The sequence below is a fragment of the Microbacterium oxydans genome (assembly GCF_026559675.1).
Classification (GTDB): domain Bacteria; phylum Actinomycetota; class Actinomycetes; order Actinomycetales; family Microbacteriaceae; genus Microbacterium; species Microbacterium oxydans_D.
The window spans coordinates 2,674,634-2,699,593 of sequence record NZ_CP092891.1 but is presented as its reverse complement, the minus strand read 5'-3'; the positions used below and the strand labels follow the sequence as shown (position 1 = coordinate 2,699,593).

The 24,960-nt window shown below is 69.6% G+C and carries 26 protein-coding genes and 2 tRNA genes; 12 read left to right on the top strand and 16 right to left on the bottom strand.

The window, feature by feature from the left end:
* Positions 1-9: 9 nt before the first annotated feature.
* Positions 10-1,122, bottom strand: a complete 1,113-nt coding sequence (gene serC / locus MME74_RS12995; protein WP_267415470.1) for a phosphoserine transaminase — start codon at positions 1,120-1,122, stop codon at positions 10-12.
* 100 nt (positions 1,123-1,222) lie between these two features.
* Here serC and MME74_RS12990 point away from each other — a divergent pair, with 100 nt between their 5' ends.
* From MME74_RS12990 to MME74_RS12980, 3 genes are all read left to right on the top strand, one after another.
* Complete coding sequence (locus MME74_RS12990) at positions 1,223-1,924, top strand: metal-dependent transcriptional regulator (protein ID WP_267415469.1); 702 nt, start codon at positions 1,223-1,225, stop codon at positions 1,922-1,924.
* A gap of 360 nt (positions 1,925-2,284) precedes the next feature.
* The gene (locus MME74_RS12985; protein ID WP_267415468.1) at positions 2,285-3,031 is read left to right on the top strand and encodes a M23 family metallopeptidase; all 747 of its coding nucleotides are present in this window, start codon (positions 2,285-2,287) and stop codon (positions 3,029-3,031) included.
* Positions 3,032-3,340: 309 nt separating this feature from the next.
* Positions 3,341-3,838: an HNH endonuclease gene (locus tag MME74_RS12980; protein WP_267415467.1), complete on the top strand. Its 498-nt coding sequence runs from the start codon at positions 3,341-3,343 to the stop codon at positions 3,836-3,838.
* A 178-nt stretch (positions 3,839-4,016) separates the two neighbouring features.
* On the opposite strand, the gene MME74_RS12975 is transcribed toward MME74_RS12980, so the two are convergent.
* From MME74_RS12975 to idi, 9 genes are all read right to left on the bottom strand, one after another.
* Positions 4,017-4,089 (bottom strand) — tRNA-Arg (locus MME74_RS12975).
* Between the two features lie 40 nt (positions 4,090-4,129).
* Positions 4,130-6,316, bottom strand: a complete 2,187-nt coding sequence (locus MME74_RS12970) for an MMPL family transporter (RefSeq protein WP_267415466.1) — start codon at positions 6,314-6,316, stop codon at positions 4,130-4,132.
* 38 nt (positions 6,317-6,354) lie between these two features.
* Positions 6,355-7,248 carry a prenyltransferase gene (locus MME74_RS12965; RefSeq protein WP_267415465.1) on the bottom strand — a complete coding sequence of 298 codons (894 nt, stop codon included), beginning with the start codon at positions 7,246-7,248 and terminating at the stop codon, positions 6,355-6,357.
* The gene (locus tag MME74_RS12960; RefSeq protein WP_267415464.1) at positions 7,245-7,592 is read right to left on the bottom strand and encodes a lycopene cyclase domain-containing protein; all 348 of its coding nucleotides are present in this window, start codon (positions 7,590-7,592) and stop codon (positions 7,245-7,247) included. Before MME74_RS12960 ends, MME74_RS12965 begins: the two co-directional genes overlap by 4 nt.
* Positions 7,589-7,933, bottom strand: a complete 345-nt coding sequence (locus tag MME74_RS12955) for a lycopene cyclase domain-containing protein (RefSeq protein WP_267415463.1) — start codon at positions 7,931-7,933, stop codon at positions 7,589-7,591. Before MME74_RS12955 ends, MME74_RS12960 begins: the two co-directional genes overlap by 4 nt.
* Complete coding sequence (gene crtI / locus MME74_RS12950) at positions 7,933-9,522, bottom strand: phytoene desaturase family protein (RefSeq protein ID WP_267415462.1); 1,590 nt, start codon at positions 9,520-9,522, stop codon at positions 7,933-7,935. The genes MME74_RS12955 and crtI overlap by 1 nt, the downstream gene beginning before the upstream one ends.
* Positions 9,519-10,427, bottom strand: a complete 909-nt coding sequence (locus tag MME74_RS12945) for a phytoene/squalene synthase family protein (RefSeq protein ID WP_267415461.1) — start codon at positions 10,425-10,427, stop codon at positions 9,519-9,521. Before MME74_RS12945 ends, crtI begins: the two co-directional genes overlap by 4 nt.
* A complete protein-coding gene (locus MME74_RS12940; protein ID WP_267415460.1) occupies positions 10,424-11,506 on the bottom strand; it encodes a polyprenyl synthetase family protein in 1,083 nt (360 codons plus the stop codon). Before MME74_RS12940 ends, MME74_RS12945 begins: the two co-directional genes overlap by 4 nt.
* A 3-nt stretch (positions 11,507-11,509) precedes the next feature.
* Complete coding sequence (idi, locus tag MME74_RS12935) at positions 11,510-12,031, bottom strand: isopentenyl-diphosphate Delta-isomerase (RefSeq protein ID WP_267415459.1); 522 nt, start codon at positions 12,029-12,031, stop codon at positions 11,510-11,512.
* A gap of 89 nt (positions 12,032-12,120) precedes the next feature.
* Between idi and MME74_RS12930 the strand changes: the two genes are divergently transcribed.
* Positions 12,121-12,771: a MarR family winged helix-turn-helix transcriptional regulator gene (locus tag MME74_RS12930; protein WP_267415458.1), complete on the top strand. Its 651-nt coding sequence runs from the start codon at positions 12,121-12,123 to the stop codon at positions 12,769-12,771.
* Positions 12,772-12,801: 30 nt separating this feature from the next.
* Here MME74_RS12930 and MME74_RS12925 read toward each other — a convergent pair whose 3' ends face one another.
* A complete protein-coding gene (locus tag MME74_RS12925; RefSeq protein ID WP_267415457.1) occupies positions 12,802-13,146 on the bottom strand; it encodes a histone-like nucleoid-structuring protein Lsr2 in 345 nt (114 codons plus the stop codon).
* 76 nt (positions 13,147-13,222) lie between these two features.
* Positions 13,223-14,080, bottom strand: a complete 858-nt coding sequence (locus tag MME74_RS12920; RefSeq protein WP_267415456.1) for a LuxR C-terminal-related transcriptional regulator — start codon at positions 14,078-14,080, stop codon at positions 13,223-13,225.
* 108 nt (positions 14,081-14,188) lie between these two features.
* Here MME74_RS12920 and MME74_RS12915 point away from each other — a divergent pair, with 108 nt between their 5' ends.
* Both MME74_RS12915 and MME74_RS12910 read left to right on the top strand, forming a co-directional pair.
* Positions 14,189-14,536, top strand: coding sequence for a DUF485 domain-containing protein (locus MME74_RS12915; protein WP_267415455.1), 348 nt, complete (start codon positions 14,189-14,191; stop codon positions 14,534-14,536).
* Positions 14,533-16,167, top strand: coding sequence for a cation acetate symporter (locus tag MME74_RS12910; RefSeq protein ID WP_267415454.1), 1,635 nt, complete (start codon positions 14,533-14,535; stop codon positions 16,165-16,167). The genes MME74_RS12915 and MME74_RS12910 overlap by 4 nt, the downstream gene beginning before the upstream one ends.
* Positions 16,168-16,247: 80 nt before the next feature.
* On the opposite strand, the gene MME74_RS12905 is transcribed toward MME74_RS12910, so the two are convergent.
* Positions 16,248-16,760, bottom strand: coding sequence for a methylated-DNA--[protein]-cysteine S-methyltransferase (locus MME74_RS12905; RefSeq protein ID WP_267415453.1), 513 nt, complete (start codon positions 16,758-16,760; stop codon positions 16,248-16,250).
* Positions 16,761-16,978: 218 nt separating this feature from the next.
* On the opposite strand from MME74_RS12905, the gene MME74_RS12900 reads away from it, so the two are divergent.
* Positions 16,979-20,659 (top strand): AAA family ATPase, encoded by a 3,681-nt coding sequence (locus MME74_RS12900; protein ID WP_267415452.1) that lies wholly within the window; start codon positions 16,979-16,981, stop codon positions 20,657-20,659.
* The gene (locus MME74_RS12895; RefSeq protein WP_267415451.1) at positions 20,652-20,858 is read left to right on the top strand and encodes a hypothetical protein; all 207 of its coding nucleotides are present in this window, start codon (positions 20,652-20,654) and stop codon (positions 20,856-20,858) included. The genes MME74_RS12900 and MME74_RS12895 overlap by 8 nt, the downstream gene beginning before the upstream one ends.
* 108 nt (positions 20,859-20,966) lie before the next feature.
* Here the strand turns inward: MME74_RS12895 and mscL are convergent, their stop codons facing one another.
* From mscL to MME74_RS12880, 3 genes are read right to left on the bottom strand one after another with little or no spacing between them, the layout of a single operon-like run.
* Entirely contained in the window at positions 20,967-21,389 is a 423-nt protein-coding gene (gene mscL / locus MME74_RS12890) for a large conductance mechanosensitive channel protein MscL (protein ID WP_267415450.1), read from the bottom strand.
* A 24-nt stretch (positions 21,390-21,413) separates the two neighbouring features.
* Entirely contained in the window at positions 21,414-21,686 is a 273-nt protein-coding gene (locus tag MME74_RS12885; protein ID WP_267415449.1) for an FmdB family zinc ribbon protein, read from the bottom strand.
* A 15-nt stretch (positions 21,687-21,701) separates the two neighbouring features.
* On the bottom strand, positions 21,702-22,298 hold the full coding sequence (locus MME74_RS12880) for a 5-formyltetrahydrofolate cyclo-ligase (protein WP_267415448.1): 597 nt from the start codon (positions 22,296-22,298) through the stop codon (positions 21,702-21,704).
* A 41-nt stretch (positions 22,299-22,339) separates the two neighbouring features.
* Here MME74_RS12880 and galU point away from each other — a divergent pair, with 41 nt between their 5' ends.
* The 4 genes from galU (at position 22,340) to MME74_RS12860 (ending at position 24,943) form a co-directional block, all read left to right on the top strand.
* A complete protein-coding gene (galU, locus tag MME74_RS12875) occupies positions 22,340-23,227 on the top strand; it encodes a UTP--glucose-1-phosphate uridylyltransferase GalU (protein WP_267415447.1) in 888 nt (295 codons plus the stop codon).
* A gap of 42 nt (positions 23,228-23,269) precedes the next feature.
* Positions 23,270-23,881 (top strand): GNAT family N-acetyltransferase, encoded by a 612-nt coding sequence (locus tag MME74_RS12870; protein WP_416383319.1) that lies wholly within the window; start codon positions 23,270-23,272, stop codon positions 23,879-23,881.
* A 91-nt stretch (positions 23,882-23,972) separates the two neighbouring features.
* A complete protein-coding gene (locus MME74_RS12865) occupies positions 23,973-24,818 on the top strand; it encodes a hypothetical protein (RefSeq protein WP_267415445.1) in 846 nt (281 codons plus the stop codon).
* Positions 24,819-24,870: 52 nt separating this feature from the next.
* A tRNA-Ala gene (locus MME74_RS12860) sits at positions 24,871-24,943 on the top strand.
* Positions 24,944-24,960: the final 17 nt, after the last annotated feature.

Genomic DNA, 24,960 nt, shown 5'->3' with positions numbered 1-24,960 from the left:
CCGGGGCGCTCAGCCGCCCAGGTTCTCCAACACGTAGTCGATCGAGCGGGTCAGCTGCCGCACGTCCTCGGGCTCGATCGAGACGAAGGTCGCCACGCGCAGCTGGTTGCGGCCGAGCTTGCGGTACGGCTCGGTGTCGACGATCCCGTTGGCACGCAGGGTCTTCGCGATCGCCGCGGCGTCGATGCTGTCGTCGAAGTCGATCGTCGCGACGACGGGGGAGCGGTGCGCGGCGTCCACGACGAACGGGGTCGCGACCGCTGAGGCCTGCGCCCAGTCGTACAGGATCGACGAGGACTCGGTCGTGCGGGCCGCCGCCCAGCTGAGGCCGCCGTTGTCGAGGATCCACTGCAGCTGGCTGTCGAGGAGGTGCAGGGTCGTCAGCGCCGGGGTGTTCAGCGTCTGGTTCAGGCGGGAGTTGTCGACCGCGTTCTTGAGGCTCAGGAACTCCGGGATGTAGCGGCCGGAGGCGGCGATGCGCTCGATGCGCTCGACGGCGGCGGGGGACACCGCGGCGAACCACAGCCCGCCGTCGGAGCCGAGGTTCTTCTGCGGAGCGAAGTAGTAGACGTCGGCCTGGGTCGCGTCGAAGTCGATGCCGCCGGCGGCGCTGGTCGCGTCGATGACGGTGAGAGCGCCGTCCGCGTCGACGCGCTGGATCGGTGCGGCGACGCCCGTCGACGTCTCGTTGTGCGGCCAGGCGTACACGTCGACGCCCTCGACGACCTCGGCGGCGGTGAGGGAGCCGGGCTCGGCCTTGCGCACGTCGGGTGCCTCGAGCCACGGGGCGGCGGCGGAGGCGGCGAACTTGCCGCCGAACTCGCCGAACACCAGGTTCTGGCTGCGACGCTCGATGAGGCCGAAGGCTGCGGCGTCCCAGAACGCGGTCGATCCGCCGTTGCCGAGGACGATCTCGTAGCCCTCGGGAATGCGGAAGAGCGCGGCGAGCTGCTCGCGGACGCTGCCGACGAGGTTCTTCACCGGCGCCTGGCGGTGCGACGTGCCGAGGATCGTGGACCCCGAGGCGAACAGCGCCTCGAGCTGCGCCGGGCGCACCTTCGAGGGACCGCAGCCGAAACGGCCGTCAGCGGGCAGGAGGTCACGGGGAATCTCGATCGCCATGCGTCGATTCTAGGGGGCGCGCGGGGCTTCGCCTGCCGGGCGACGATCCGATGTCCCTCCGGGAATGTAGGCTTGCCTAAGAACCTCGGAGGGCCTGCACATGACCGATCTGATCGACACCACGGAGATGTATCTCCGCACCATCCTCGAGCTCGAGGAGGAGAACATCGTGCCGCTGCGCGCCCGCATCTCCGAGCGTCTGGGCCACTCCGGCCCGACGGTCTCGCAGACCGTGGGTCGCATGGAGCGCGACGGACTCGTCATCGTCTCCGAGGACCGCACTCTCGAGCTCACCGATGCCGGCCGCCGCAAGGCCGTCGACGTCATGCGCAAGCACCGCCTCGCCGAGCGCCTCCTGTCCGACGTCATCGGACTCGACTGGGCGTTCGTGCACGAAGAGGCCTGCCGCTGGGAGCACGTCATGAGCGAGCAGGTCGAGCGTCGACTCGTCGAGCTGCTCGGGCACCCGACCGAATCCCCGTACGGCAACCCGATCCCCGGTCTCGACCAGCTCGGAGACCTGCCCGCGCGCACCTTCGACGAGGGCGTCATCGGCCTCGTGCAGCGACTGAACGCCGCGGGTGCGCCCGTGGAGGGCACGGTCCGCCGTCTCGCCGAGCCCGCGCAGGTCGACCCCGAGCTGCTGGAGCAGCTTCGCGAGGCCGGTGTGGTTCCCGGTGCCCACGGCGACTTCCGCTTCAGCGAGGGCTACGTCCTCATCCAGATGGACGGCAAGGAAGACGGACTCGAGCTCCCGGTCGAGCTCGCCTCGCACATCTTCCTCGTGGGCGAACCGGCCTGATCCGCCGCGGAATCCTGCCTCCGAGGCCGGCTCTCACGTGACCGTGCTCCGGCCTCTCCGAGGATTGTCAGGTTCCCGGGGTGACATGATCGTTATCTTCCGGTAACCTCGGTCGAGTCGTCAGCGAAGAAGCCCGCTGCCGGCACACCGCGAAGATTCGCCTTCCAGGCTCGTCGTCTTCACGGCAGGAACGCACAAAGTACCCGAGATACATTCGTGCCACGAGAGCAGAGTGCCGACGAGCCAGCGCTACCCGAAAGCGTGAAGGCCCAGGAGGACCACGTTTTGGCCGCAGACATCGAACCGCCCGCGAAGAAGACATCTGAAGACCGAGTACCCGCCCGCCGCACCGGTGCGCGCGTGAACGCTCGCAAGGCCGTCAAGCCACTCCGCTCCATCGCCATCTTCGGGGCCGTCGGTGCACTCGTCGCCGGTATCGCCCTCCCGGCCTTCGCGTCATCGTCGAAGCCGACCGAGGAAGCCGCCACCACCCTGCAGCAGCTCGCTGCCGTGGACGCACAGTCTCTCGTCGTGGCCTCGCAGGCCACCGCCGCCCCACTCAGCCGCAGCACCTTCAGCGCGACCACTCCCGAGGAGATCGCGAAGAAGAAGGCCGAAGAGGCCGCAGCAGCCCGCGCCGCCGCCGCCGCGTCCACCGCATCGGCGGGCGCGCAGTTCAACTCCGCGGGCTACGCGCTCACCTCGCCCGGTTCCGGCGAGGTGCGGTACCCGCTTCCGATGGGCTCCTGGAACGTCAGCCGCACCGTGGGTGGCGGACACAACGGTGCCGACATGCTCGCTCCGGCCGGCACTCCGATCTACGCGGCCGCGGCCGGCGTCGTCCGGGCATCGGCCGAGAGCATCGGCGGCTACGGCGTGTGCGTCATGCTCGACAGCGTCGTGGGCGGTCAGCGCGTGCAGACCACCTACGGTCACATGATCTACGGCTCGCGCCAGGTGCAGGCTGGTCAGACGGTCGCCGCCGGACAGCTCATCGGCTACGTCGGCAGCACCGGTCGCTCGACCGCCAACCACCTCCACTTCGAGGTCTGGATCAACGGCGGACTCGTCGAGCCCATGTCCTGGCTCTCCGTCAACGCCGGCTGATTCCCGGACACGCCTTCCTCCATTCACCCGCCGTTTCGCCCTGCACCCAGGGAGATGGGTTAGCCTGATCCCGTTGTCGTACAGGTGGGAGAGGCAGATGGAGCGAATATCGAGCATCCGAACCATGGATGCCCTCGGTCGTCACGTCCTTCTGCATAGCCCGCAGGGAAGCCACGGCGTTGCCGTGCGCGAAAGGCGCTGTCTTTAGACGGCGCCTTTTTTCGTCCCCGCGATCGCTCTTCCTCCTGCGCGACCTCGTGTGAGTCGAGAGTGCCGGGAAGCCGTCCCGGCGGATCGAGAGGATGACGAATGCGCACACTGGTCCTGAATGCCGGATACGAGCCGCTTGCGATCGTGTCGTTCAAGCGAGCCCTGGTCCTCGTGATGAACGACAAGGCGACCGTGATCGAACGCGTGGAGGAAGACCCCGTCTGGGGCACCCACGGCGTCTACGATCGCCCGGCGGTCATCATCCTCGCCCGGTACGTCCGGGTGCCGACGAGCAGACGCGTGCCGGTCACGCGTCGCGGCGTGCTCCGCCGCGACAACCACCGCTGCGGCTACTGCGGCAAGGCGGCATCCACGATCGACCATGTGCTGCCGCGTTCGCGCGGGGGAGCGGACTCATGGGAGAACCTCGTCGCCTGCTGCCTGCGCTGCAACAACGTCAAGAGCAACCGCACCCCGCAGGAGATGCGCTGGGAGCTGCGGTTCACTCCGCGTCCGCCCCACGGCACCGCCTGGACCGTGCGCGGCACCGAGCGCAGCGACCCCCGATGGGAGCCGTACCTGGCGCTGGCCGCCTGAGCCTCGGGACGTCGTGCCCGCGCTTCCTCCACCGGCCACTCCACGCGCCGCGAGAGAGCGGGCGGGGATCGGATCGAGAAGGGCGGCGCGCGGAGCCTCGGGCCGGCCGGGGGCCCGCTGACGGGGGCCTGAGACGTGCTGAAGGGGCCACCCTCCGGGCGGCCCCTTCAGCACGTCGTGCCCGCGACAGGATTCGAACCTGCGACCTGCCCTTTAGGAGAGGGCTGCTCTATCCCCTGAGCTACGAGGGCGTGCGTCCAGTCTAAGCGACCGGGCGCACGCCGCCGCGTTTCAGTCCAGCCCGCGACGCCACAGCTTCGAGGGCCACCAGATCGCCTTGCCGATGTCGTACGTGAGCGCCGGCACCAGCAGCGACCGCACGATGAACGTGTCGAGCAGCACGCCGAACGCGACGATGAATGCCAGCTGGACCAGGAAAAGGATCGGGATCACCGACAGCGCTGCGAAGGTCGCCGCCAGGACGAGTCCCGCCGAGGTGATGACCCCTCCGGTGATCGACAGGCCGCGCAGGATCCCCTCCCTGGTCCCGTGCGCCTTCGACTCCTCGCGCACCCTCGTCATGAGGAAGATGTTGTAGTCGATGCCGAGCGCGACCAGGAACACGAAGCCGAACAGCGGCACCGCCGGATCGGCTCCGGGGAACGCGAAGATCCCGTTGAAGACCAGCGCGGAGACCCCCATCGCGGTGCCGAAGGACAGCACTGTCGTCAGGATCAGCAGCACCGGCGCGAGGATCGAGCGCAGCAGCAGCATCAGGATGAACATGATCACCACGAGGATGACCGGGATGATGAGGTTCCGGTCGTGGATCGACGCATCGTTCGTGTCGATGGACGTCGCGGTCACGCCTCCGACGAGGGCCTTCACATCGGTGAGCTCACTGCGCAGCTCGCGCACGGTGGTGGCGGCGGCCTCCGAGTCGGCCGCGTCCGTCAGCGTCCCCTGCAGGAGCACATCGCCGTCGACCGTGGTCGGATCGGGGACGGGCGTTCCGGGAGGGCCGACGGCCGTGATCCCGTCCGCGGTCACGGGAGCCGTGCCGCTGGGCGAATCCGCGGCGGTCACGGACACGGTGTCGACGCCGTCGTTCGCCAGGAGGATGTCGGCGGCGTCCTGCAGCTTGTCCTGATCGACGACCACGTACACCGGGCTGCCGGATCCGCCCGGGAAGTGCTCGCCGAGCGCGACCTGCCCGTCGCGGGCCTCGGATGCGCCGAGCACGAGGTCGGACTGCGGGACACCGTTCGCGTCGAGCTGGGTGATCCCTGCGGCGCCGGCCAGGAGCACGAGCGTGGTCACGATCCAGATCACCCGAGGCCGCCGCTTGATGAGGCCGGCCAGTCGGGCCCACAGCCCGGTCGTGCGCATGCCGTGCTCCTCCGCCACCACCTCGGGCTCGAAGCGCGGGCGCCGCGGCCAGAACACCGCGCGGCCGAAGAGCAGCAGCAGTGAGGGGAGCAGGGTCAGCGCGGAGAGCATCGCGAACACGATGCCGATCGCCGCGACCGGCCCCAGGGTGCTGTTCGACTTGAGGTCGCTCAGCAGCAGGCAGAGGAGTCCCGCGATCACGGTGCCGCCCGAGGCCGCGATCGGCTCCACCGACCCCTTCCACGCCGCGATGACCGCGGTGCCCTTGTCCTGCGCGACGCGCAGCTCCTCCCGGAACCGCGCGACGAAGAGCAGGGCGTAGTCCGTCGCTGCGCCGATCACGAGGATGAACAGGATGCCCTGCGTCTGCCCGCTGAGCAGCAGGATCTCGAACTTCGCGAGCCACCAGACCACGAGGAGGGCCACGCAGAGCGCGAACAGACTCGTCGACAGCACGACGAGCGGCAGCAGGAACGAGCGGTAGACCAGCACCAGGATGACGAGCACGGCGAGGAGCGCGACGCCGAGGAGAAGTCCGTCGATGCCGGCGAATCCGGCGACGAGGTCGGCGCTGAATCCGGCCGGTCCGGTGATGTAGACCGTGACGCCGTCCGGGACCGCAGCGCGCAGCTCGTCGCCGAGAGCGGCCGTCGCATCGGACAGCTCGGCGTCTCCCTCGATCGGGATGAACGCCTGGACGGCCTTGCCGTCATCGGAGGGGAGCGCGGGCGAGACGTCGTCACCCACACCCTCCACACTCGGGGCGTCCGCGACGGCATCCGAGATCGCGTCGAGCTCCGACGCGGTGAGCTTGTCGTCGGAGGTGAACACCGCGATGGCGGGAATCGCGTCGCTGTCGTTGAACTCGCCGAGGAGCTGCTGCACCTCGGTCGCAGCGGCCGACTCGGGAAGGTAGGTCGTCTGGTCGTTCGAGGAGACCTCGTCGACCTTGCCGAACAGCGGTCCGCCCAGCGACGCACCGACCAGCCACACCAGGATCAGTGCCACCGGGAGGAGCACACGCACCCAGGAGTGTCGGCGTGAGCGCTCCCTGGTGGGTGGGATCGGGGCGGTGTCAGGGCGGGACATCGGGTTCCTTTCGGAGAACGGGTTCGGGTGTCGGGGAGTCAGGAGAGCCACGCGAGGATGAGGATCATCGTCGCGAGGAATCCGGCGAAGTAGTTGAGGGCGATGAAGCGTCGCCAGGCGCGGTTCGTGGATGCGGAGGTCTCATCGGTGACGTTCCACCACGGTGCCGCGTTCACGATGTAGGGGACGGCGAGGACCGCGGCGAGGGGACCGGGCCACGGCGTCAGGAGCATCGCCGCTCCCGCGATCGTCCAGAGCGAGAGGGACAGCCGCACCGTCGCCCGCGCGCCGATGACGGTCGCGATCGAGGAGATGCCCGCCTCCCGGTCGGGACCGATGTCCTGCACGGCGCCGAACGCGTGCGCCGCCATGCCCCAGAGGAAGAACGCGCCGAGCGTGATGACCGTCGCCGCGCCGACCTGTGCGCCCGCGAGGGCGAGGGCGACGACGGCGGGGCTGACGAAATGCGTGCTCGAGGTCAGCGAGTCCAGGAACGGCCGCTCCTTGAACCGCAGCAGGGGAGCGGAGTACGCGATCACCGCGAACACGCTGACCGCCAGCCAGAACCAGGACGCCGGGTTCCCCACGATCACGAGGTAGACCAGGAACGGGACGTTGGTCGCCGCCGCCGCCCACAGGGTCGCGCGGTGGATGCGGGGCGACAGCAGCGCACCCTCGATGCCGCCCTTGCGCGGGTTGGCCAGATCGGAGGCGTAGTCGAAGACGTCGTTGATCCCGTACATCGCGAGGTTGTAGGGGATCAGGAAGTACAGGGTGCCGATCACCAGCGTGAGGTCGATCTCGCGGGTGCTGAGGAAGTAGGCCGCCGCGAAGGGGAACGCCGTGTTGATCCAGCTGATCGGCCGCGACGAGAGCACGATCTGCGCGAAGTCGCGCCCGAACGTGTGCGACGGCGTGGGGTCGGCGCTCATCCGCGTCCTCCGTCGTCGGGGTTCGTCCCGTCCTCGCGCGCTCGCCGCCGGGCGCGCAGCGCCGTCCAGAGCGCCGGCAGGAGCAGCGCGCCCGCCAGCGGATAGGCGAAGTCCTCGAGTGGCGCCAGCCCGATGTGCAACCCGAGCAGCGGATCCTGCGCGTAGTGGAACAGGCCGCTCGCGATCATCACGGTGTCGAAGACGGCGGTGAGCAGGAAGAGCAGCACCACGGTCGTCACCACCGCCCCGGGCAGGGGGCCGCGTCGGCGCGAGGCGAGAGCCAGCGCGACGCCGCCGATCGTGGCGGCGAGCAGGAACAGGATGGCCAGCTGGAGGTAGGTCATGAGCGACCGCCTTCGGTGCGCCGCTTGCGTCGATGGGTCAGGAGGCGTGCGGAGCCCGTGTAGATCACCATCGTGCAGACCACGAGGAAGAGCAGGAACACGGGTTCCTCGATCGGCAGCTCGGGGGCCAGCACCACACCCGTCGCGATGGCCGCGTCGCCTCGGAGGAAGATGCCGTTGGCGATGCCCGCCACGTCCCAGAGGAGGAAGAACACGAACCCGACGGCCGTCACGACCGACGCCGAGACCGCGTCCCGCCAGAAGAACAGGCGGAACCGCCAGTCCAGCAGCAGCATGCACCCCAACGAGATCAGCAGGGCGAGCAGGTACACCGCGCCCATCACGGACGCTCCGTCCCGACGGCGGACGGCTCGGGGACGGCGAGCGGCCCGGGTGAGTGATCGCCGCGCATCCGCTTGAGTACGATCTCCGCACTGATCAGGCACATCGGCACTCCCACGCCCGGCGCCGTCGTCGCGCCCGCGTAGAAGAGGCCGCGCACGCGACGGGACGCGTTCTGGGCCCGGAACATGGCGCTCTGCGACAGGATGTGCGCGGGGCCCAGCATCCCGCCTCGCCACGAGCGGTAGTCGTCGCGGAAGTCCGCCGGACCCTTCGTCTCGCGGACGACGATGCGCTCGCGGAGGTCGGGGACGTCCGCCCAGGCGGCGATCTGGTCGATCGCGGCATCGGCCGCGCGTTCGACCTCCGGCGAGCCTCCGCCGTCGGATCCGCCGTGGCCGAGGTCGACGTCCGCGGGAACGGGCACCAGCACGAAGAGGTTCTCGTGGTCCGCGGGAGCGACGTCCGGATCCGTGGCGCTCGGCCGGCACACGTAGGTCGATGCCGGGGTGGGCACGGACGGATCGGGGCCGAAGATGGCGTCGAAGTTCGCGTCCCAGTCGTCGGTGAAGAACAGCGAGTGGTGCGGCAGCTCGGGCAGGGCGCCGCGCACGCCCAGCATCACCAGCACCCCGCCCGGTCCACTGGTTCGGCGCGCCCACCACGACTCCGGGTAGGTCTGCAGGGAGCGCGGCAGCAGTGCGGTCTCGGTGTGGTGCAGATCCGCCGCGGACACCACGATGTCGGCCTCCTCGACGTGCGCGGCCCCCGACGCATCGACCCAGGCGACGCCGGTCGCATGCGTGGCGCCGTCGTGGTCCCGGGTCCGGATGCCGGTGACATCCGCTCCGGTCACGATCCGGACGCCCGCCTCGAGGGCGAGGGCTTCGATCCGCTCGACCACGCGCCAGAAGCCGCCCTGGGGATAGCTGACGCCCTGATCGAGGTCGAGAGCGCTCATCAGGTGGTACATCGCGGGGGCGCTCCGCGGATCGGTGCCGAGGAACACCGCCGGATAGCCGAGGATCTGACGCACGACCGGGTGGCGGAAGCGGCGTGCGGCGAACGACTGCAGCCGCGTGCCGAGCAGCGTGAACAGGCGGGGGAGCGCGCGCAGCACCTCCGGGACGGCCAGCGACCGCATCCGGGTGAACGGGTTGTAGAGGAAGTACTTCTGCGCCATGGCTCCGGCATGGTGCGCGGAGTCGAGGTAGGCGGTGAGCGCCCGCGAAGACCCGGGCTCCAGCGACTCGAACAGTCGACCGACCGCGGCGCGACCGGCGGGCACGGTCACGGCTTCCGCAGACCCGGGGGAGCGGAAGACCCGGTAGCCGGGGTCGAGCAGACGGAGGTCGAGCTGCTCCTCGGTGGTGGTGCCCATCATGGCGAAGAAGTGGTCGAAGACCTCGGGCATGAGGTACCACGAGGGTCCGGAATCGAAGCGGAACCCCTCGCGCTCGATCGTCCCGGCGCGCCCGCCGACGCGATCGTTCTTCTCGAGGACGACCACCTCGTGCCCGTCCCGCGCGAGCAGGCCGGCCGTCGCGAGCCCGGCGACACCCGCGCCGATGACCACGACCCGGCTCATCGGTCGCGTTCCATCGCCGTGGTCAGGACCGCTCGAGCGGCGAGCACGGCCTTGATCGGATCGGGGACCCGCACGCGGCGCTGGTACAGCTGGTCGGCGGGTGTCTTCGCGACGCGTCGGGTGAGCGCCGCGAACAGCGCGAGGGCGCTGCGGACGGCCGCCCGGGAGTCCTTCGGCAGCAGGGGGATCGCGGCCCGGGCGTCGGCGAGCTGTCGGTCGATCGTGTCGACCCAGGTGTCGCGGTCGGCGTCGGTCAGGCGCTCGGTGCCACCGAGGTATCCGCGCCGCAGTCGATCCGTGTCGTCGGCGAGATCGCGCAGGAAGTTCACATTCTGGAACGCGGCGCCGAGCTGACGAGCCCCGCGGTGCAGCGTGTCGAGCTCGGAGGGAGTGCGGTCGGCGTCCCGCAGGAACACCTGCAGACACATTAGCCCCACGACCTCCGCGGAGCCGTAGACGTAGGCCGCGTGGGCGTCCGCGTCGTATGCGGCGAATCCGGAGTCCCGGGCGATGTCGGCCCGCATGGAGTCGAAGAAGGGCCGGGTGAGGTCCTCGCCGATCCCGCACTCTCGGGCGGTCCGGGCGAAGGCGTGCAGGATCAGGTCGCTGCTGTATCCGCTGCGCATCGAGCGGTGCGTCTCGGCGACGTACGAGTCCAGGGCGGCCGACTGCGCGGTGGCGTCGAGTCCGGCCTCCGCCGCCACCCCGTCCACGATCTCGTCGGCGATGCGCACCATGGCGTAGATGTTGCGGACGTGCTGACGGTGCCGCTGCCCGAGAAGGCGCGTCGCGAGGCCGAACGACGTCGAGTAGGTGCGGATGACGTCGGTGGTCGCGATCTCGGCGGTGCGGTTGAAGCGGCGCAGCGCGGTGTCGTCGCCCGGCTGGGCGGGGTTCGCGGTCATCGGCGTCGACTCTCGACGCGGGAGGCCAGGCCGCGAACCGTGCGTCCGGCGGCGGTCGAGAGCGTGCCGGCGGACTCCGCGTGGGAGAGGGCGCTCGACACGGCGTCGAGGTGCTCGCGCACGAGGCCCTGCACGAATGCCTCCGCACCGCACTCGCGCAGACGATCGCGGGTATAGGCGCCGTCGGCGAGATCGAGGTCGGACCGCCCGAAGTGCAGCTCGATGCTGTCCCAGTGGCTCGTCAGGCGCGCATACGCGATGATCGCCGTCTCCTTGCCCTCGCGCAGGTCGGAGAAGGCGTCCTTGCCGTGCTCCTCCGGGTCGCCGAACACCGAGAGCAGGTCGTCCTGCAGCTGATACGCGAGACCGAGCCGGTGGCCGATCGCCGTGAGCTCCTCTTCGGCGGAGGGCGAGGATCCGGCCAGCACCGCCGCGGCGCGCAGGGGAAGGACGAAGGAGTAGGTCGCCGTCTTGTAGGCGCTCGTCGACAGGATGGTGCGCAGGTCGGGGGCGATCACCCCGTCGCTCAGGGCCACGTCGGCGTGCTCCCCGGCGACCGTCTCGAAGATCGTCTGCTCCAGCAGGGAGAGCAGCCGCTCGCGGGCCTCCGGTGCCACGTCGGCGCGCGCGAACCCGAGCACGGCGGACGACAGCAGGAGGTCTCCGAGGAGGATCGCACTCGAGCGCGCCCAATGCAGCGCGGGCTCGCCGGACTCTTCCGGACGCCCAGCCGCGAGCGTGCCGATCAGGTTCGGTCGCCGACGTCGGATCAGGTCTCCGTCGATCACGTCGTCGTGCAGGAGGAAGGCGAAGTGCAGCAGCTCGACGTGGGCGGCCACATCGATTGCACGATGCGTCTCATCCTCCGAGAGCGGAGCGGGCGTCAGCGCGTGCAACAGGTCCATGAGCAGGCGAGGGCGGATGAGCTTGCCACCCAGGACGTGCTCCGCCGCCGTCTCCCAGAGCTCGACGAATTCACTGCCGTACTGCTCGGCCGCAGCGCGGCGCTCGGAGAGGCGGTGTCGCAGCGCCTCTTCGATCCGCGTCCCGAGCGTCTCCTCCGTCGCCGTCGCACTCATGCGTCAGACCTCACCGAGGCGGCGCAGCAGGGGCAGCTGCTCGACGAGCCAGGGGCTGAAAGCGAACGGAGCGTGTGTGACGGCTTCGAGCACGGCGGGCGCCTCGACCCAGGTCCATTCCGCGACCTCGGCCGGGTTGGCGGAGGGCGTGCCCTCGATGACCGCGACGTGCACCGGGCAGATCTCGTTCTCGACGATGCCGCTCGCGTCGACGGCGCGGTACCGGTAGTCCGGGAGGGCGAGTCGGATGTCGGAGAGGCCCAGACCGAGCTCGGCGAGGCCGTGTCGACGCACCGCGTCCGTCATCGCCTCGTCCGGTCGCGGGTGTCCGCAGAAGCTGTTCGTCCAGACCCCGGGCCAGGTCCGCTTGGACAGCGCGCGGCGGGTCATCAGCAGGCGTCCGTCGGTGTCGAGGACGTAGCAGGAGAAGGCCAGATGCAGGGGAGTGTCGGTGGTGTGGACCTCGCTCTTCGGCAGCGTGCCGACGGCGGTCCCGTCTTCGGCGAGGAGGGTCACGTCGTCCATGGCATCTCCCTGACCTTGAGCCTCTCGAATGTAGCTAACTTGGTGAGTAATCAACTTAGCATGAAACTGTTGGTGTGTAACATGATCGCATGGACACGGAGCCCGGCACCACCCCGCGGATCGGCGCGCAGGATTCGCCGTCGCCGCAGGCGGGCGCCGTGAGCCGCGCGAACGAGGCTCCCGACGGTCTGAGCCACGCGGCGATCTACGACGTGGAAGCCAGCGATCCGCGCAGCACGCTGATCGACCGGACCGGCGTTCCTCCCGAGGATCTGAAGCAGATCGCACGGCTCATGGAGTCGCTGGCGAGCCTCCGTGAAGCCGAGCAGGTGCTCTCACAGGCGTCGCGTCGCTACATGCGCCTCAACGAGACCGACATGCGGGCGCTGCACTATCTGATCGTGTGCGCGAACAGGAATCTCGTGGCCACGCCGGGTGGGATCGCGCATCACCTCGGTGTCTCGACGGCCGCGACCACCAAGCTCCTCGACCGCCTGGAGCACGGAGGGCACATCAAGCGGGCACCGCATCCGACGGATCGCCGAGCGCTCCACATCACCATCACTCCGGAGACCCGGCGGGCGGCGATGGAGACGGTCGGCCGGCAGCAGGCCAAGCGTTTCTATTCCGCGGCGCGTCTGACGCCCGCCGAGCGCGATGTCGTGATCCGATTCCTCGCGGACATGACCGATGAGATCACTCTGCGCGACGAATCCTGGCTGCAGGAGACGACCGAATAGTCTTCCGCTGATCCGCCTCTCGGCCGGAGATCAGTGAGCGGCGTGGTACGCGTCGAGGATGGGCGCGGGAATGCGCCCGCGCTCCGAGAGCGTGTAGCCGTTGTCGTTCGCCCACGCCCGGATGGCCGCGACCTCCGGGTTGCGTGCCTGCCGCTTACGGGGCGCGGAGGTGCGCGGGGTGCTGGAGGAACCGGCACGCCGTCCGGCGGCGATATAGGGCTCCAGCGCCTTTCGCAATTCCTCGGCGTGGTCCGCGTTCAGGTCGATCTCGTAGGAAGCGCCATTGAGAGAGAAATGCACTGTCTCGCCGTCGCCGACCTCCAGGACACTGCCATCGATGTCGTCGACCAGCTGATGCACAATTCGTCTCGCCATGCGTGCGACTTTACCTCCCGAGAAGAAATGCAACAAGGCGAGAATTGTGCATTGTCACAATTCATTTCCTCGGTCGTCAGGGGAGGAGCCCCGCGCGTCGTGCTCGGGTCACCGCGGCATGGCGGGTGGAGGCGTCGAGTTTCGACATCGCGGTGCCGAGATAGGCCTTGACCGTGCCCTCGCGCAGTCCCAGCTGCGAGGCGATCTCCGCATTCGTCGAGCCCAGCGCGGCGCACGCGAGCACGTCGGTCTCGCGGGGGGACAGGTGGATCGTCGGCACCGTTCCCGTGGTGACCGGTGCCGCCTCCCCCGCGAGCGCCACGAGGCGTCGCTCGACCTGCGCGATCCGGGCGCGGATGTCGGCGTCGTCGACCGAGGCGGCGATGCTCCGCAGCTCGGCGAAGCTCTCGCGGAGCTCCTCGCGCTGCGGGGGTGCGACGACCTCGCTCCCGGCGACGCTCGTCTGCAGGCGTCGCTGCACCTCGTCACGGATGCGCAGCTCGTCCGCGACCGACTGCGCCACCTGCATGGCGGGCGCCGTGGTCACGCCGCCCACCTGCTCCTCGTCCCATCCGCCGGCGTAGAGGACTCCGCGGGATCGTCCCTGCACGATGATGGGGAGGGCGAGGAGGGTGCGCAGTCCCTCGCCGAGCACGAACACGTCGTAGTCGTGGGTGATCTGCTGGGAGGAGCCGTAGTCGCTCGTCATCCGCGGACGCAGCTCCATCATCGCCCGCCCGCCGAGGCCGCGCTCGGGGCGTACGCGCAGTCCGTCCAGCGATCGGGTGCGTGCGCCGACGATGCTCGTGACGCTGACCACGCCCTCTTCGATCAGGCCGCCGAACGCGACCGGGAAGCGTGTACGCCTGGCGAGCTCGCGCACCGCGTTGGCGACGAGTTCCGCCTCTGGTTCGAGGGAGAGCGGTGAGCTCACGAGTACCTACTTCCGGGGGTGACGACGTCGTTCCCCGTTTCGTAGCGTCGACCCTACCACTCGCACGGTGTCCTCGTGCGAGGACCGGACATGTGGCAAGGAGGCCCCATGAGCGACCAGACGCACGCAGAACCGAACGGCGCGATCGACTACATCGCCGTCGAGCAGTCCCCGACATTCCTCCGGTTGAAACGGACGCAGAGATCGTTCATCTTCCCGCTCGCCGCTTTCTTCCTCGTGTGGTATTTCGTCTATGTGCTCCTCGCCGCATTCGCGACGGAATTCATGGCGCAGCGCGTGTGGGGGGATATCACCGTCGGACTGCTCCTCGGTCTCGGACAGTTCGTCACGACGTTCGGCATCACTATGGCGTACGTCTCCTTCGCGAATCGCAAGCTCGACCCGTTGGCGACCGAGATCCGTGAAGACCTCGAGAAGGCGCAGGCCCAGGCATGAACGGCATCCGCACGGCGACGGACGTCACCTTGGAGATCAACCCCGTCTTCAACATCTCGATCTTCCTGGCCTTCGTTGCGGTGACGCTGTTCATCGTGATCCGGGCCAGTCGGAACAACAAGACCGCGGCGGACTACTACGCCGCCGGACGCTCGTTCACGGGACCGCAGAACGGCTTCGCGATCGCGGGCGACTACCTCTCCGCGGCGTCGTTCCTCGGCATCTGCGGCGCGATCGCGATCAACGGGTATGACGGGTTCCTCTACTCGATCGGCTTCCTCGTGGCCTGGCTCGTGGCGCTGCTGCTCGTCGCGGAGCTGATGCGCAACACCGGCAAGTTCACGATGGCGGACGTGCTGTCGTTCCGTCTCCAGCAGCGTCCGGTGCGCATGGCGGCCGCGATCACGACCCTGGCGGTGTGCTTCTTCTACCTCCTGGCCCAGATGGCCGGCGCCGGCGGGCTCGTGTCCCTGCTGCTCGGCATCGACGGTCGGGTCGGGCAGTCGATCGTGATCGCCGTCGTCGGCGTGCTGATGATCGTGTATGTGCTGATCGGCGGCATGAAGGGGACGACCTGGGTGCAGATCGTGAAGGCGTTCCTCCTGATCGGCGGAGCGGTCGGCATGACCATCTGGGTGCTCGCCATCAACGGCTTCAGTCTGAACACGGTGCTCGAGGCCGCGGTCGCGAACTCCGACAAGGGCGACGCGATCCTCGCCCCGGGACTGCAGTACGGCGCGAACCCCTGGGACTTCCTGTCGCTCGGCATGGCGCTCGTCCTCGGCACCGCGGGCCTCCCGCACGTGCTGATGCGCTTCTACACCGTGCCGACCGCCAAGGAGGCTCGTCGCTCGGTGGTGTGGGCGATCTGGCTGATCGGCGGCTTCTACCTGCTGACGCTGGTCCTCGGCTACGGGGCCGGCGCGCTGGTCGGAGCAGACGTCATCGCGGCCGCGCCCGGTGGCGTCAACTCCGCGGCGCCGCTCCTGGCACTCCGGCTCGGCGGCCCGGTGCTTCTCGGCTTCATCTCGGCGGTCGCGTTCGCGACGATCCTCGCCGTGGTCGCCGGGCTGACCATCACCGCCGCGGCCTCGTTCGCCCATGACATCTACGCGAACGTCATCCAGAAGGGGCGCAAGGACGCGGCGGGCAACCCGGTCGAGGCCGACCCCAACGGCGAGGTGCGGGTCGCGCGTCGCACCGTGATCGTGATCGGCATCCTGGCGATCCTCGGTGGCATCGGCGCACAGGGTCAGAACATCGCCTTCCTGGTCGCGCTGGCCTTCGCCGTCGCGGCCTCGGCGAACCTGCCGACGATCCTGTACTCGCTCTTCTGGCGCCGGTTCACCACGCGCGGCGCCGTGTGGAGCATGTACGGCGGTCTCGGTTCGGCGATCCTGCTCATCGTGCTCTCGCCCGTGTTCTCGGGAACACCGACGTCGATGATCCCCGGGATCGACATCGCCGTGTGGCCGATGAACAACCCCGGCATCGTCTCCATCCCGCTCGGCTTCCTGCTCGGCTGGCTGGGAACGATCACGAGCACCCGGAAGGAGTCTCCGGAACTCGCCGCGGAGATGGAGGTGCGCTCGCTGACCGGCTTCGGCGCGGAGAAGGCCGTCGAACACTGACGGATATCGGCACCGATCATCAGCCCGAGGCGTGGACCCGGCGGCCTACTCGCCGGGTCCACGTCGTGCGTCGGGGCTGGTCAGCCGGCCTCGAGATCGAGAAGGAACCTCTTGCGTTCCGGGTGCGCGCCGTAGTGCCCCGGGGTGCCGTCGGACCGGACCACCCGATGCACGGGCACGATGATCGAGAACGGCGTCAGGCGGCAGGCCGTGCCGACCGCGCGCGCCGCACCGGGATGCCCCGCGACCACGGCGACCTCCCCGTAGCTCATGGTCTGGCCCCACTCGATGCTGCAGATGGTCTGCAGTGCCGTCAGCGGGAAGCCCTCCACGAGCCGCCAGTCGAGACGGAGGTGCTCCTCGAACCGGACGGGCCGGCCGTCGAAGTAGTCGGCCAGCAGGTGCGCGAGCTCATCGGCGGCGCCCGGGTCGGGCTCCGGCACGGCATGAAGCTGCCGGGAGACGCCCTCGAGGAGCCAGGGGACTGACGGGTCCTCGGACTCGGAGAGGTCGAATCGCACGATGCCCTCGTCGGAGAACACCGCGAGGGCATCGCCGAACGGCGTCGGCGCGAAGTCGTAGCGGAAGGTCATGCCACCATCCTGACCGTCCGCGAGGACACCGGCGTCCGCGCATCCTGCGCTTCGTGGAGAACGTGGAGCGGCCGCATGCGTGGGAGGAGGAGTGCGAATCTCCCGTCGAACGGCGGAAATTCGGCGGAAACCCGCCCGGGATACCCCGCCTCGCGCGGTCACGCGCCTAGGGTGTCATTGTGTGGCGACGTGAAGACAAGACGGCGGATGACACAGCGGTGGACGCTGCTGTGTCGATCGGCGATCTGCACGAGACCACGACGGGCTTCGAGATCGCGCACGCAGCCGAGGCGGAGCGCACCAGATTGAGGGCCGAGGCCGCCGATCTCGGTGGTCCGTCGCCCCTGGTCAGCTTCCGCGACAGCCCGGAGTCGGGCATCGACATCTCCAAGGCGCATCCCGGCAGCCTCCCGCAGTTCATCACCGGGAAGTCGACTCTCCTGTCGAACCTCTTCCGTGACGAGGTGGGGCTGCGCACGGCGCGACTCGCCGCCGAGCGGATCACCGCCAAGAACACCGAGCTCCGCACGGTCCGCGGGATCGAGGCCGTCCACCTCGCCGTCGGCGTCGCGCGGTGGCGTATCGGGGGAGCGGGGTTCGCCGCGCCGGTGCTGCTGCGTCCGCTCGCGATCCGTCGTCACCACTCCGACTTCGAGCTCAAGCTCCAGGGTGCCTTCGAGGTGAATCCCGAACTCGTCCGGATCGCACGGGAGCACTTCGGACTCACGATCGATGCCGCGGCGCTCGCCGCTCTCGCCTACGACGGCGGCATCTTCAAGCCGCAGCCCGTGATCGACAGCCTGCGGGCGATGACGCGCTCGATCGACACGTTCTCGGTCGAGCCGCGACTGGTCGTGTCCACCTTCGCCGACGTGTCCGGGGCGATGTCCCGCGATGCGGGGACCCTCGACCACGTGGTCCTCAATGCGCTGGGCGGACACGTGGGAGACCGCGAGCGGGTGACCGCTCCTCGTGCCACGCCGCACCACACCGGGCCCGACGACCGCGCCCCGGCATCCGACAACCTCCTCCTCGACGCCGATGCCGAGCAGGAAGCCGTGCTCGCGCGCATCGCCGCAGGGCACTCCCTCACCGTCTCCACGCTCCCCGGCACCGGCGGGACGCAGACCGTGATCAACGCGCTCGGCGAACTGGTGCGCGGTGGCAAGCGGGTGCTCGTGGTCTCCGCGCGCCGCTCGACGCTGGACGGCGTGCGACACCGGCTCGCGGGCATCGGCCTCGACAGCCTCGCGATCTCACCCGCGAGTGTGCGCCGCGACCTGGTCCGGGCGATCGGCCGCAACGAGAAGGCCACGGCGCCCAAGGTCAGCGACGTGGACGACGCGCTCGTGCGCCTGCGCACCGTCCTGCGCGACTATCGGCAGGCGCTCATCGCCCCGGCGGCCGGCATGGACGCCTCGGTCCTCGACGCGACCCGTCAGCTCACCCGGCTCGCATCGCTTCCGGTGCCCCCTTCCACGACCGCACGACTCGGGGTCGAGGCGCTGCGTCGCCTCGCCGCCGACCGCTCCGACGCCGCGGCGGCCCTCGCGCAGGCGGCCCGCCTCGGCGAGTTCCGCTTCGGCCCGAACGACTCGCCCTGGTACGGGGTGACCTTCTCCAGCACCGAGGCGGCCCGCGCAGCACACGAGCTGGCCGGTCGACTGCACGGGGACAGCGTTCCCGCTCTCCTCGAGCGCGGCTACGAGCTGATCGCGCAGACGCACATGCGGCCGTTCGCGACCATCGACGAGCTCGGCGAGTACCTGCGTCTGCTGCAGGGCATCCGCGACTCCCTCGATCGGTTCAGCCCCACGGTGTTCGAGCGCCCCCTCGGGGAACTCATCCAGGCGCACGGCTCGCGTCGCGACGCCCCGGGGCTCTCGGGCGCGAACCGTCGGCGTCTGCGTCGCCTGGCGAAGGAGTACGTGCGTCCGGGCGTGCACGTGACCGAGATGCACGAGGCGCTGCTGCGGATCCAGACCCAGCGCACCCAGTGGCAGCGGTTCGTCGAGGCCGGCGTCGCGCCGGAGATCCCGCTGGGTCTCGCCGACGTGTACGTGGCCTGGCAGCGTGTCGAGGCCGAGCTCGCCGAGCTCGACGCCGCGCTGGGACGCCGTGAGCCCCTGGCATCCCTCCCGGTGGCGCGCCTGGTGCGCACGCTGGCCGGACTCGCCGCGAAGTCCGACGTCTTCGAGAACCTCGTCGAGCGCGCACAGCTGCGCGACCGACTCGCCCTGCTGGGGCTGGAGCCGCTGCTGGCGGAGCTCTCGGTGCGCCACGTCTCCGAGTCGCAGGTGGGGGAGGAGCTCGAGTTCGCCTGGTGGCAGTCGTTCCTCGAGCGCGCGCTGCAGGACAACCGCGCGCTCCTCGGCGCCAACACGGCCGTCGTGGATCGCCTCGAGCGCGACTTCCGGCTGGTCGACGAGGCGCACGCCGCGATGGCCGGCCCGCTGCTGGCCTGGCAGCTCGCCAACCAGTGGCGCATCGCGATCGTCGACGAGCCTCAGCAGTCGCAGCATCTCCGTCGTGCGCTGACCCAGTCCGCGGCGACCACCGCGCAGGTGGTCAGTGCGGCGCCCACGCTCGTCGACGTGCTGGCTCCGGTCTGGATCTCGTCCCCGTACCTGGTGCCGGAGATCCCCGAGTCGGTCGAGTTCGACACCGTCCTCCTGGTCGACGCCGCCGCGATCAACCTCGCCGAGGCCGCGCCGGCGATCCGCCGTGCACGCCAGATCGTGGCGTTCGGCGATCCGGTCACCCAGCGTCCGACGCCGTTCCACATCGCCGTCGATCCGGAGGAGTCGTGGGAGGCCGAGGTGCCCTTCGACGACGTCTCCGTCTTCGAGCGCCTGTCCGAGCTCCTGCCCGTGATGACCCTGACCCGCAGCTATCGCGCCGGCGGGGAGGATCTCGCCGAGCTCATCAACGACGCCTTCTACGGCGGCGAGATCGTGTCCCTGCCCTGGGCGGGCTCGTACCTCGGTCGCGGCAGCCTCACGGTCGACTACGTCGAGGGCGGCACCGGCACTCCGGACCCGATCTCCGGCGCGGTCGAGAGCCCGGACGCCGAGGTCGCCCGCGTGGTCACCCTGGTCGTGGAGCACGCCGTGCACCGTCCGGCCGAGTCGCTCATGGTCGTGACCGCCAGCGCCCGGCACGCCGAGCGCGTCCGTGCCGCGGTCACATCCGCGTTCGCCGGCCGCTCCGATGTCGCGGACTTCGTCGGGCGCGACACCGCCGAGCCGTTCGCGGTCCTCACGCTCGAGGAGTCGGTCGCCGAGAGCCGTGACCGTGTCATCTTCTCGCTCGGGTTCGGCCTCACCAAGCATGGTCGGGTGCTGAGCGACTTTGGGGATCTGTCCACGCCCGACGGCGAGCGGCTCCTCACGGTCGGCATGACGCGCGCGCGTCGCTCGATGGTCCTGGTCTCCTCGATCCGTCCCTCCTCCTTCGACGACGGCCGCCTCGAGCACGGGGCCGCCACGCTGATGTCCATCCTCGGGGGCCTCGCCGCCCGCAGCCGGGACGCGCGGCTGGAGGATCTGGCCGACCCCCTCACTCTCGCCCTGGCGCGGGAGCTCCGACGGCTCGGGGCCTCCGTCGACGTCGACTACCGCGGGCTGCTGCCGTTGGTCGCGCAGCACGGCGGCAAGGCGGTCGTGATCGAATCCGACCCGGAGACGCGCGGGGAGTCCCTGCGCGAGACGCTGCGGCTCCGCCCGCATGTGCTCCGTCGGCTCGGCTGGCACTACGTGCGCGTGCACGCCTTCGACCTCTACAGCGACCCGGCGACGGCGGCCCGGCGGATCGCCGCGGTGCTCGGCATCTCCGACACCGCTCCGCGCGTCGAGAACGACACCCAGCCGATCGACCTCGCCGACCGCGAGCATGACTGAGGATTCCGACGCGTCAGTCCCACGCCAGCGCGTGGTGCGGGTGGCGGGATCGCGTCGCGCGCGCCTGACGCCGGTGCCGGGGAGTGACCCGGAGCCGGAGACGACCGCGGACGAGAAGCCGCGGATCGTGACCGGCGTGAAAGGGCCGAAAGGCCCCAACGACGACCGTCTCGTGCAGGACGTGCCGCCGCACTACTGAGCGTTCCGTCTCGGGCGAGCTGAGCATTCCGTCGCCGGGAAAGCGAAGACGCACGGTTCCCTCGGGCGGGAACCGTGCGTCGAACAGCGCTGTGGGGGTCAGGTGCTGTCAGGCGCCGCGCTGTGCCTTGAGCAGATCGCGGATCTCGATGAGCAGCTCGGACTCGGTCGATGCGGCCGGCTCCTCCTCGGGCTCCTCGGCCGGGGTGCCCTTGCGTGCCTCGACGCGGGCCTTGAACGTGTTCATCGGCAGCACGAAGACGAAGTAGACGACGGCGGCGACGGCGAGGAAGCTGATGATCGCCGAGATCAGGTCGCCGATCGGGAACGTGACCTTCTCGCCGTAGATGTTCGTGAGGATGATGCCGAACTCACCGGCCGCGTCAGCCTTGAGGAAGAGCGAGATGAGCGGGTTGATGATGCTGTTCACGACCGCCGTGACGATCGCGGTGAATGCGGTGCCGATGACGACGGCGACCGCCAGATCGATGACGTTTCCGCGCAGCAGGAAGTCCTTGAAACCTTTGAACATGGGGTCCCCCAACAGATAAGCGCCTCAGTTCGAGGCGGGAGTCGACGCAGCGGCCGGTTTGGCGCTCGTCGTCGAATCCGACTTCGATGATGCCGAACCATCCTTCGAACCACCGGATTTGGCGCGCGAGTCCGTGCGATAGAAGCCCGACCCGTTGAAGGTCACGCCGATCGATCCGTACTGCTTCCGCAGCGCTCCGCCGCACTCGGGGCACACGGTGAGAGCGTCGTCGGCGAAGCTCTGCACGGCGTCGAACTGGTGACCGCACGATGTGCAGGCATAGGCGTAGGTGGGCATGGGGGTCCTTGCGGTTCAGCGTCGCCGGGGCGACAGGGTGAGAGTCTGCGACGGAGTCACGACGCCGTTCACCGGCTGGTCGTGCACCTCGCGCGGGAGTTCGTCGAGTACCTCGGAATCATAGATGACCGCGTACACGGGCGGGCACTTCTCCATGGAGCCGATGGTCTTGTCGAAGTAGCCGCGCCCCCAGCCCATGCGCATGCCGGTGCGGTCGACCGCGGCGGCGGGGACGATCATCAGGTCCACGTCGTTCACCGCGATCGGACCGAGCACCTCGCCGGTGGGCTCGGGCAGACCGAACAGGCCCTCCGCGACCTCGTCGTCGTCCGTGGCGACGGCCCAGTCGAGGAGCCCGTCGGCGCGGGTGACGGGGAGCAGCACGCGGATGCCGCGGCGTACGGCCCGGGTGACGAAGTCCCTCGTGCCCGGCTCCGTCGTCGTGGAGAGGAAGCAGGAGATCGCGCGGGCGCCGAGCTCGTCGACCAGGGCATCGAGGCGTTCGCCGATCGCGGCGGCCGCGCTCTCGCGCTGCGAATCGGAGAGGAGCTGACGTCGCTCGCGCAGCTCGGCGCGGAGTGCGCGCTTGGCGTGTTCCACGTCATTCGACATGGCTCCGAGTCTACGGCGATGCTCACCACTAGGCTGGGAGGATGGCCGACCACAAGATCAAAGCCGTCATTCCCGCGGCAGGACTGGGGACGCGATTCCTGCCTGCCACCAAGGCGATGCCCAAGGAGATGCTCCCCGTCGTCGACAAGCCGGCGATCCAGTACGTCGTCGAAGAGGCGGCCGACGCGGGCATCGACGACATCCTCGTAATCATCGGTCGGAACAAGAACGCGATCTCCAACCACTTCGACTCGGTGCCCGAGGTCGAGGCGAAGCTGATGGAGAAGGGTGACACCGGTCGGCTCGAGCGCGTCATGAAGTCGAGCGACCTCGCCGACATCCACTTCGTCCGTCAGGGCGAGCCGAAGGGACTCGGGCACGCGGTCCTGCGCGCCCGCACCCACGTGGGCGACAGCTCCTTCGCGGTGCTCCTCGGCGACGACCTGATCGACGAGCGCGACCCGCTCCTCACCGACATGATCGCCGAGCACGAGCGCTCCGGTGCGGCCGTGATCGCGCTGATGGAGGTCGACCCGGCCAACATCCACATGTATGGTGCGGCCGCGGTCGAGCCGATCGAAGGACAGGATGCGGTCCGTGTGACCGGGCTCGTCGAGAAGCCCGCGCAGGAGGACGCACCGTCCAACCTCGCCATCATCGGCCGCTACGTGCTGCCGGCCTCCGTGTTCGAGATCCTCGAGCGCACCGAGCCGGGCAAGGGCGGCGAGATCCAGCTGACGGACGCCCTGCAGGAGCTCGCGGCCGACCCCGACGGCCCCGGCGTGGTCGGTGTCATCTTCGGCGGTCGTCGCTACGACACGGGTGACCGCGTCGACTACATCAAGGCGATCGTGCAGCTCGCCTCGGACCGCGAAGACCTCGGGCCCGAGCTGCGGCCCTGGCTCAAGGAGTTCGCGGAACGCCTCTAGGCGAATCTGCGGGGTCGGTGCGGCATGGATCTGGCGGCGGGAATGCGACACGGACCTGTGGAACTGCGGCTCGTCCGAGCGAAGGATGCGCGACCGTTGCAGCAGGAGCTGCTGGCCAACAGGTCCTGGCTCCAGCCGTGGGAGGCGACGGTGCCGTACGGCTCCGTGTCCTTCGACATGAGGCTCAGCATCCGTCGGCTGCTGCAGCAGTACCGCGACGGATCGGGCTATCCGTTCGTCATGGAGTACGACGGCGAGGTCGCCGGTCAGCTCAACGTGTGGGGCGTCGCCCGCGGATCCCTCTGCTCGGCCACGATCGGGTACTGGGTGAGCGAGCGGTTCGCGGGGCGAGGCATCACCCCGACCGCCGTCGCCCTGGCCACGGATGCGTGCTTCACGGAGTACGGCCTGCACCGGATGGAGATCTGCATCCGTCCCGAGAACGCGGCGAGCCTGCGCATCGTCCAGAAGCTGGGCTTCCGGTACGAGGGGCTGCGTCGCCGTTACATCCACATCGACGGCGACTGGCGCGACCACTACGCGTTCGCGTTGACGAGGGAAGACGTGCCACAGGGCGTCCTGGCGCGCTGGCTCAACGGTCAGGTGCCACCGGACGCGGCGACGATCCCGCCGTCCGACCGCATCGCCCTCTGAGACGCGCCTTCCCTGCGGATCCGCAGAGACTCGCCGCGACACGCGCCGCTCTGCACGGCGCAGCCCCCTCTCTGCCCTTAGCGTGGTCACTATGGACGGGCCGGTGCTGAGCGGAGGAGTGATCGTGCTCGTCGCCGTGCTCCTCTGGATGCTCTATCTGCTCCCGTCGTGGCGTGGTCGCTTCCAGTACAACGCTTCGGAGCGCAACGCTGTCCGTCTCAATCAGGCGCTTCGCGTCCTCGCCGAGACGAGCGAGACGCCCGGTGAGGTGCGCTTCGAGCTGAACGCCCGCACGGCGCTCGCTCAGCAGAAATTGGCCAAGCGCGTGCAGTCCGAGCGGGAGGCCGCAGAACTCGAGGCGCTCCGCGAGGAACTCGCCGCGACCAGAGCCGACCCGGTGATCCGTCGGGCACGCGCACGGCGACGTGTCCGCGTGACGGCGACCAGCACCCTGCTGCTCGGGCTCATCATCGCCGGTCTCGGCGTGTGGCAGCTCCTGGCCGCGGGAAGCTCGGCGCTGCTCTGGATCGGCGGAGCCGCGATCCTGGTGGCCGGGGTCGCCCTGCAGCGTATGGCCGCCGTCGCCGCCCGCGTCGCGCGTGCCACCCACGTCGTCGCCGCGCCGGCCGCTCCGCGCGTCGCGCCCGAACTGCACGACCAGGGCCGAGCGACGTGGACACCTCGTCCGCTGCCGGAGCCTCTCGTGTCGGTGTCGGGATCGCGTGCCCAGGCGGCACAGGCCCAGATCGAGGCGCAGGAGGAACGGCGCAAGGCGGCACGGGTGGCAGCCCTGCGGGAGCGTGCGGAGCAGATGGCTCCGGAGGCGCCGGTGGAGCTGCCCGCTGCATCTTCCCCCTACGCGCGGATGGGGTTCGTCGACGATGCCGAGATCGAGGCGCACGTGCGCGATCTGCTCTCGCGTCGGGCCGCCGGATGACCGTTCGCGGCGCGAACAGCCTCTCCGCCGTGATAGCGTAGATGTCGTTCAAGGGCCTATGGCGCAGTTGGTAGCGCGCCTCGTTCGCATCGAGGAGGTCAGGGGTTCGAATCCCCTTAGGTCCACAGAACACGGAAGCCCC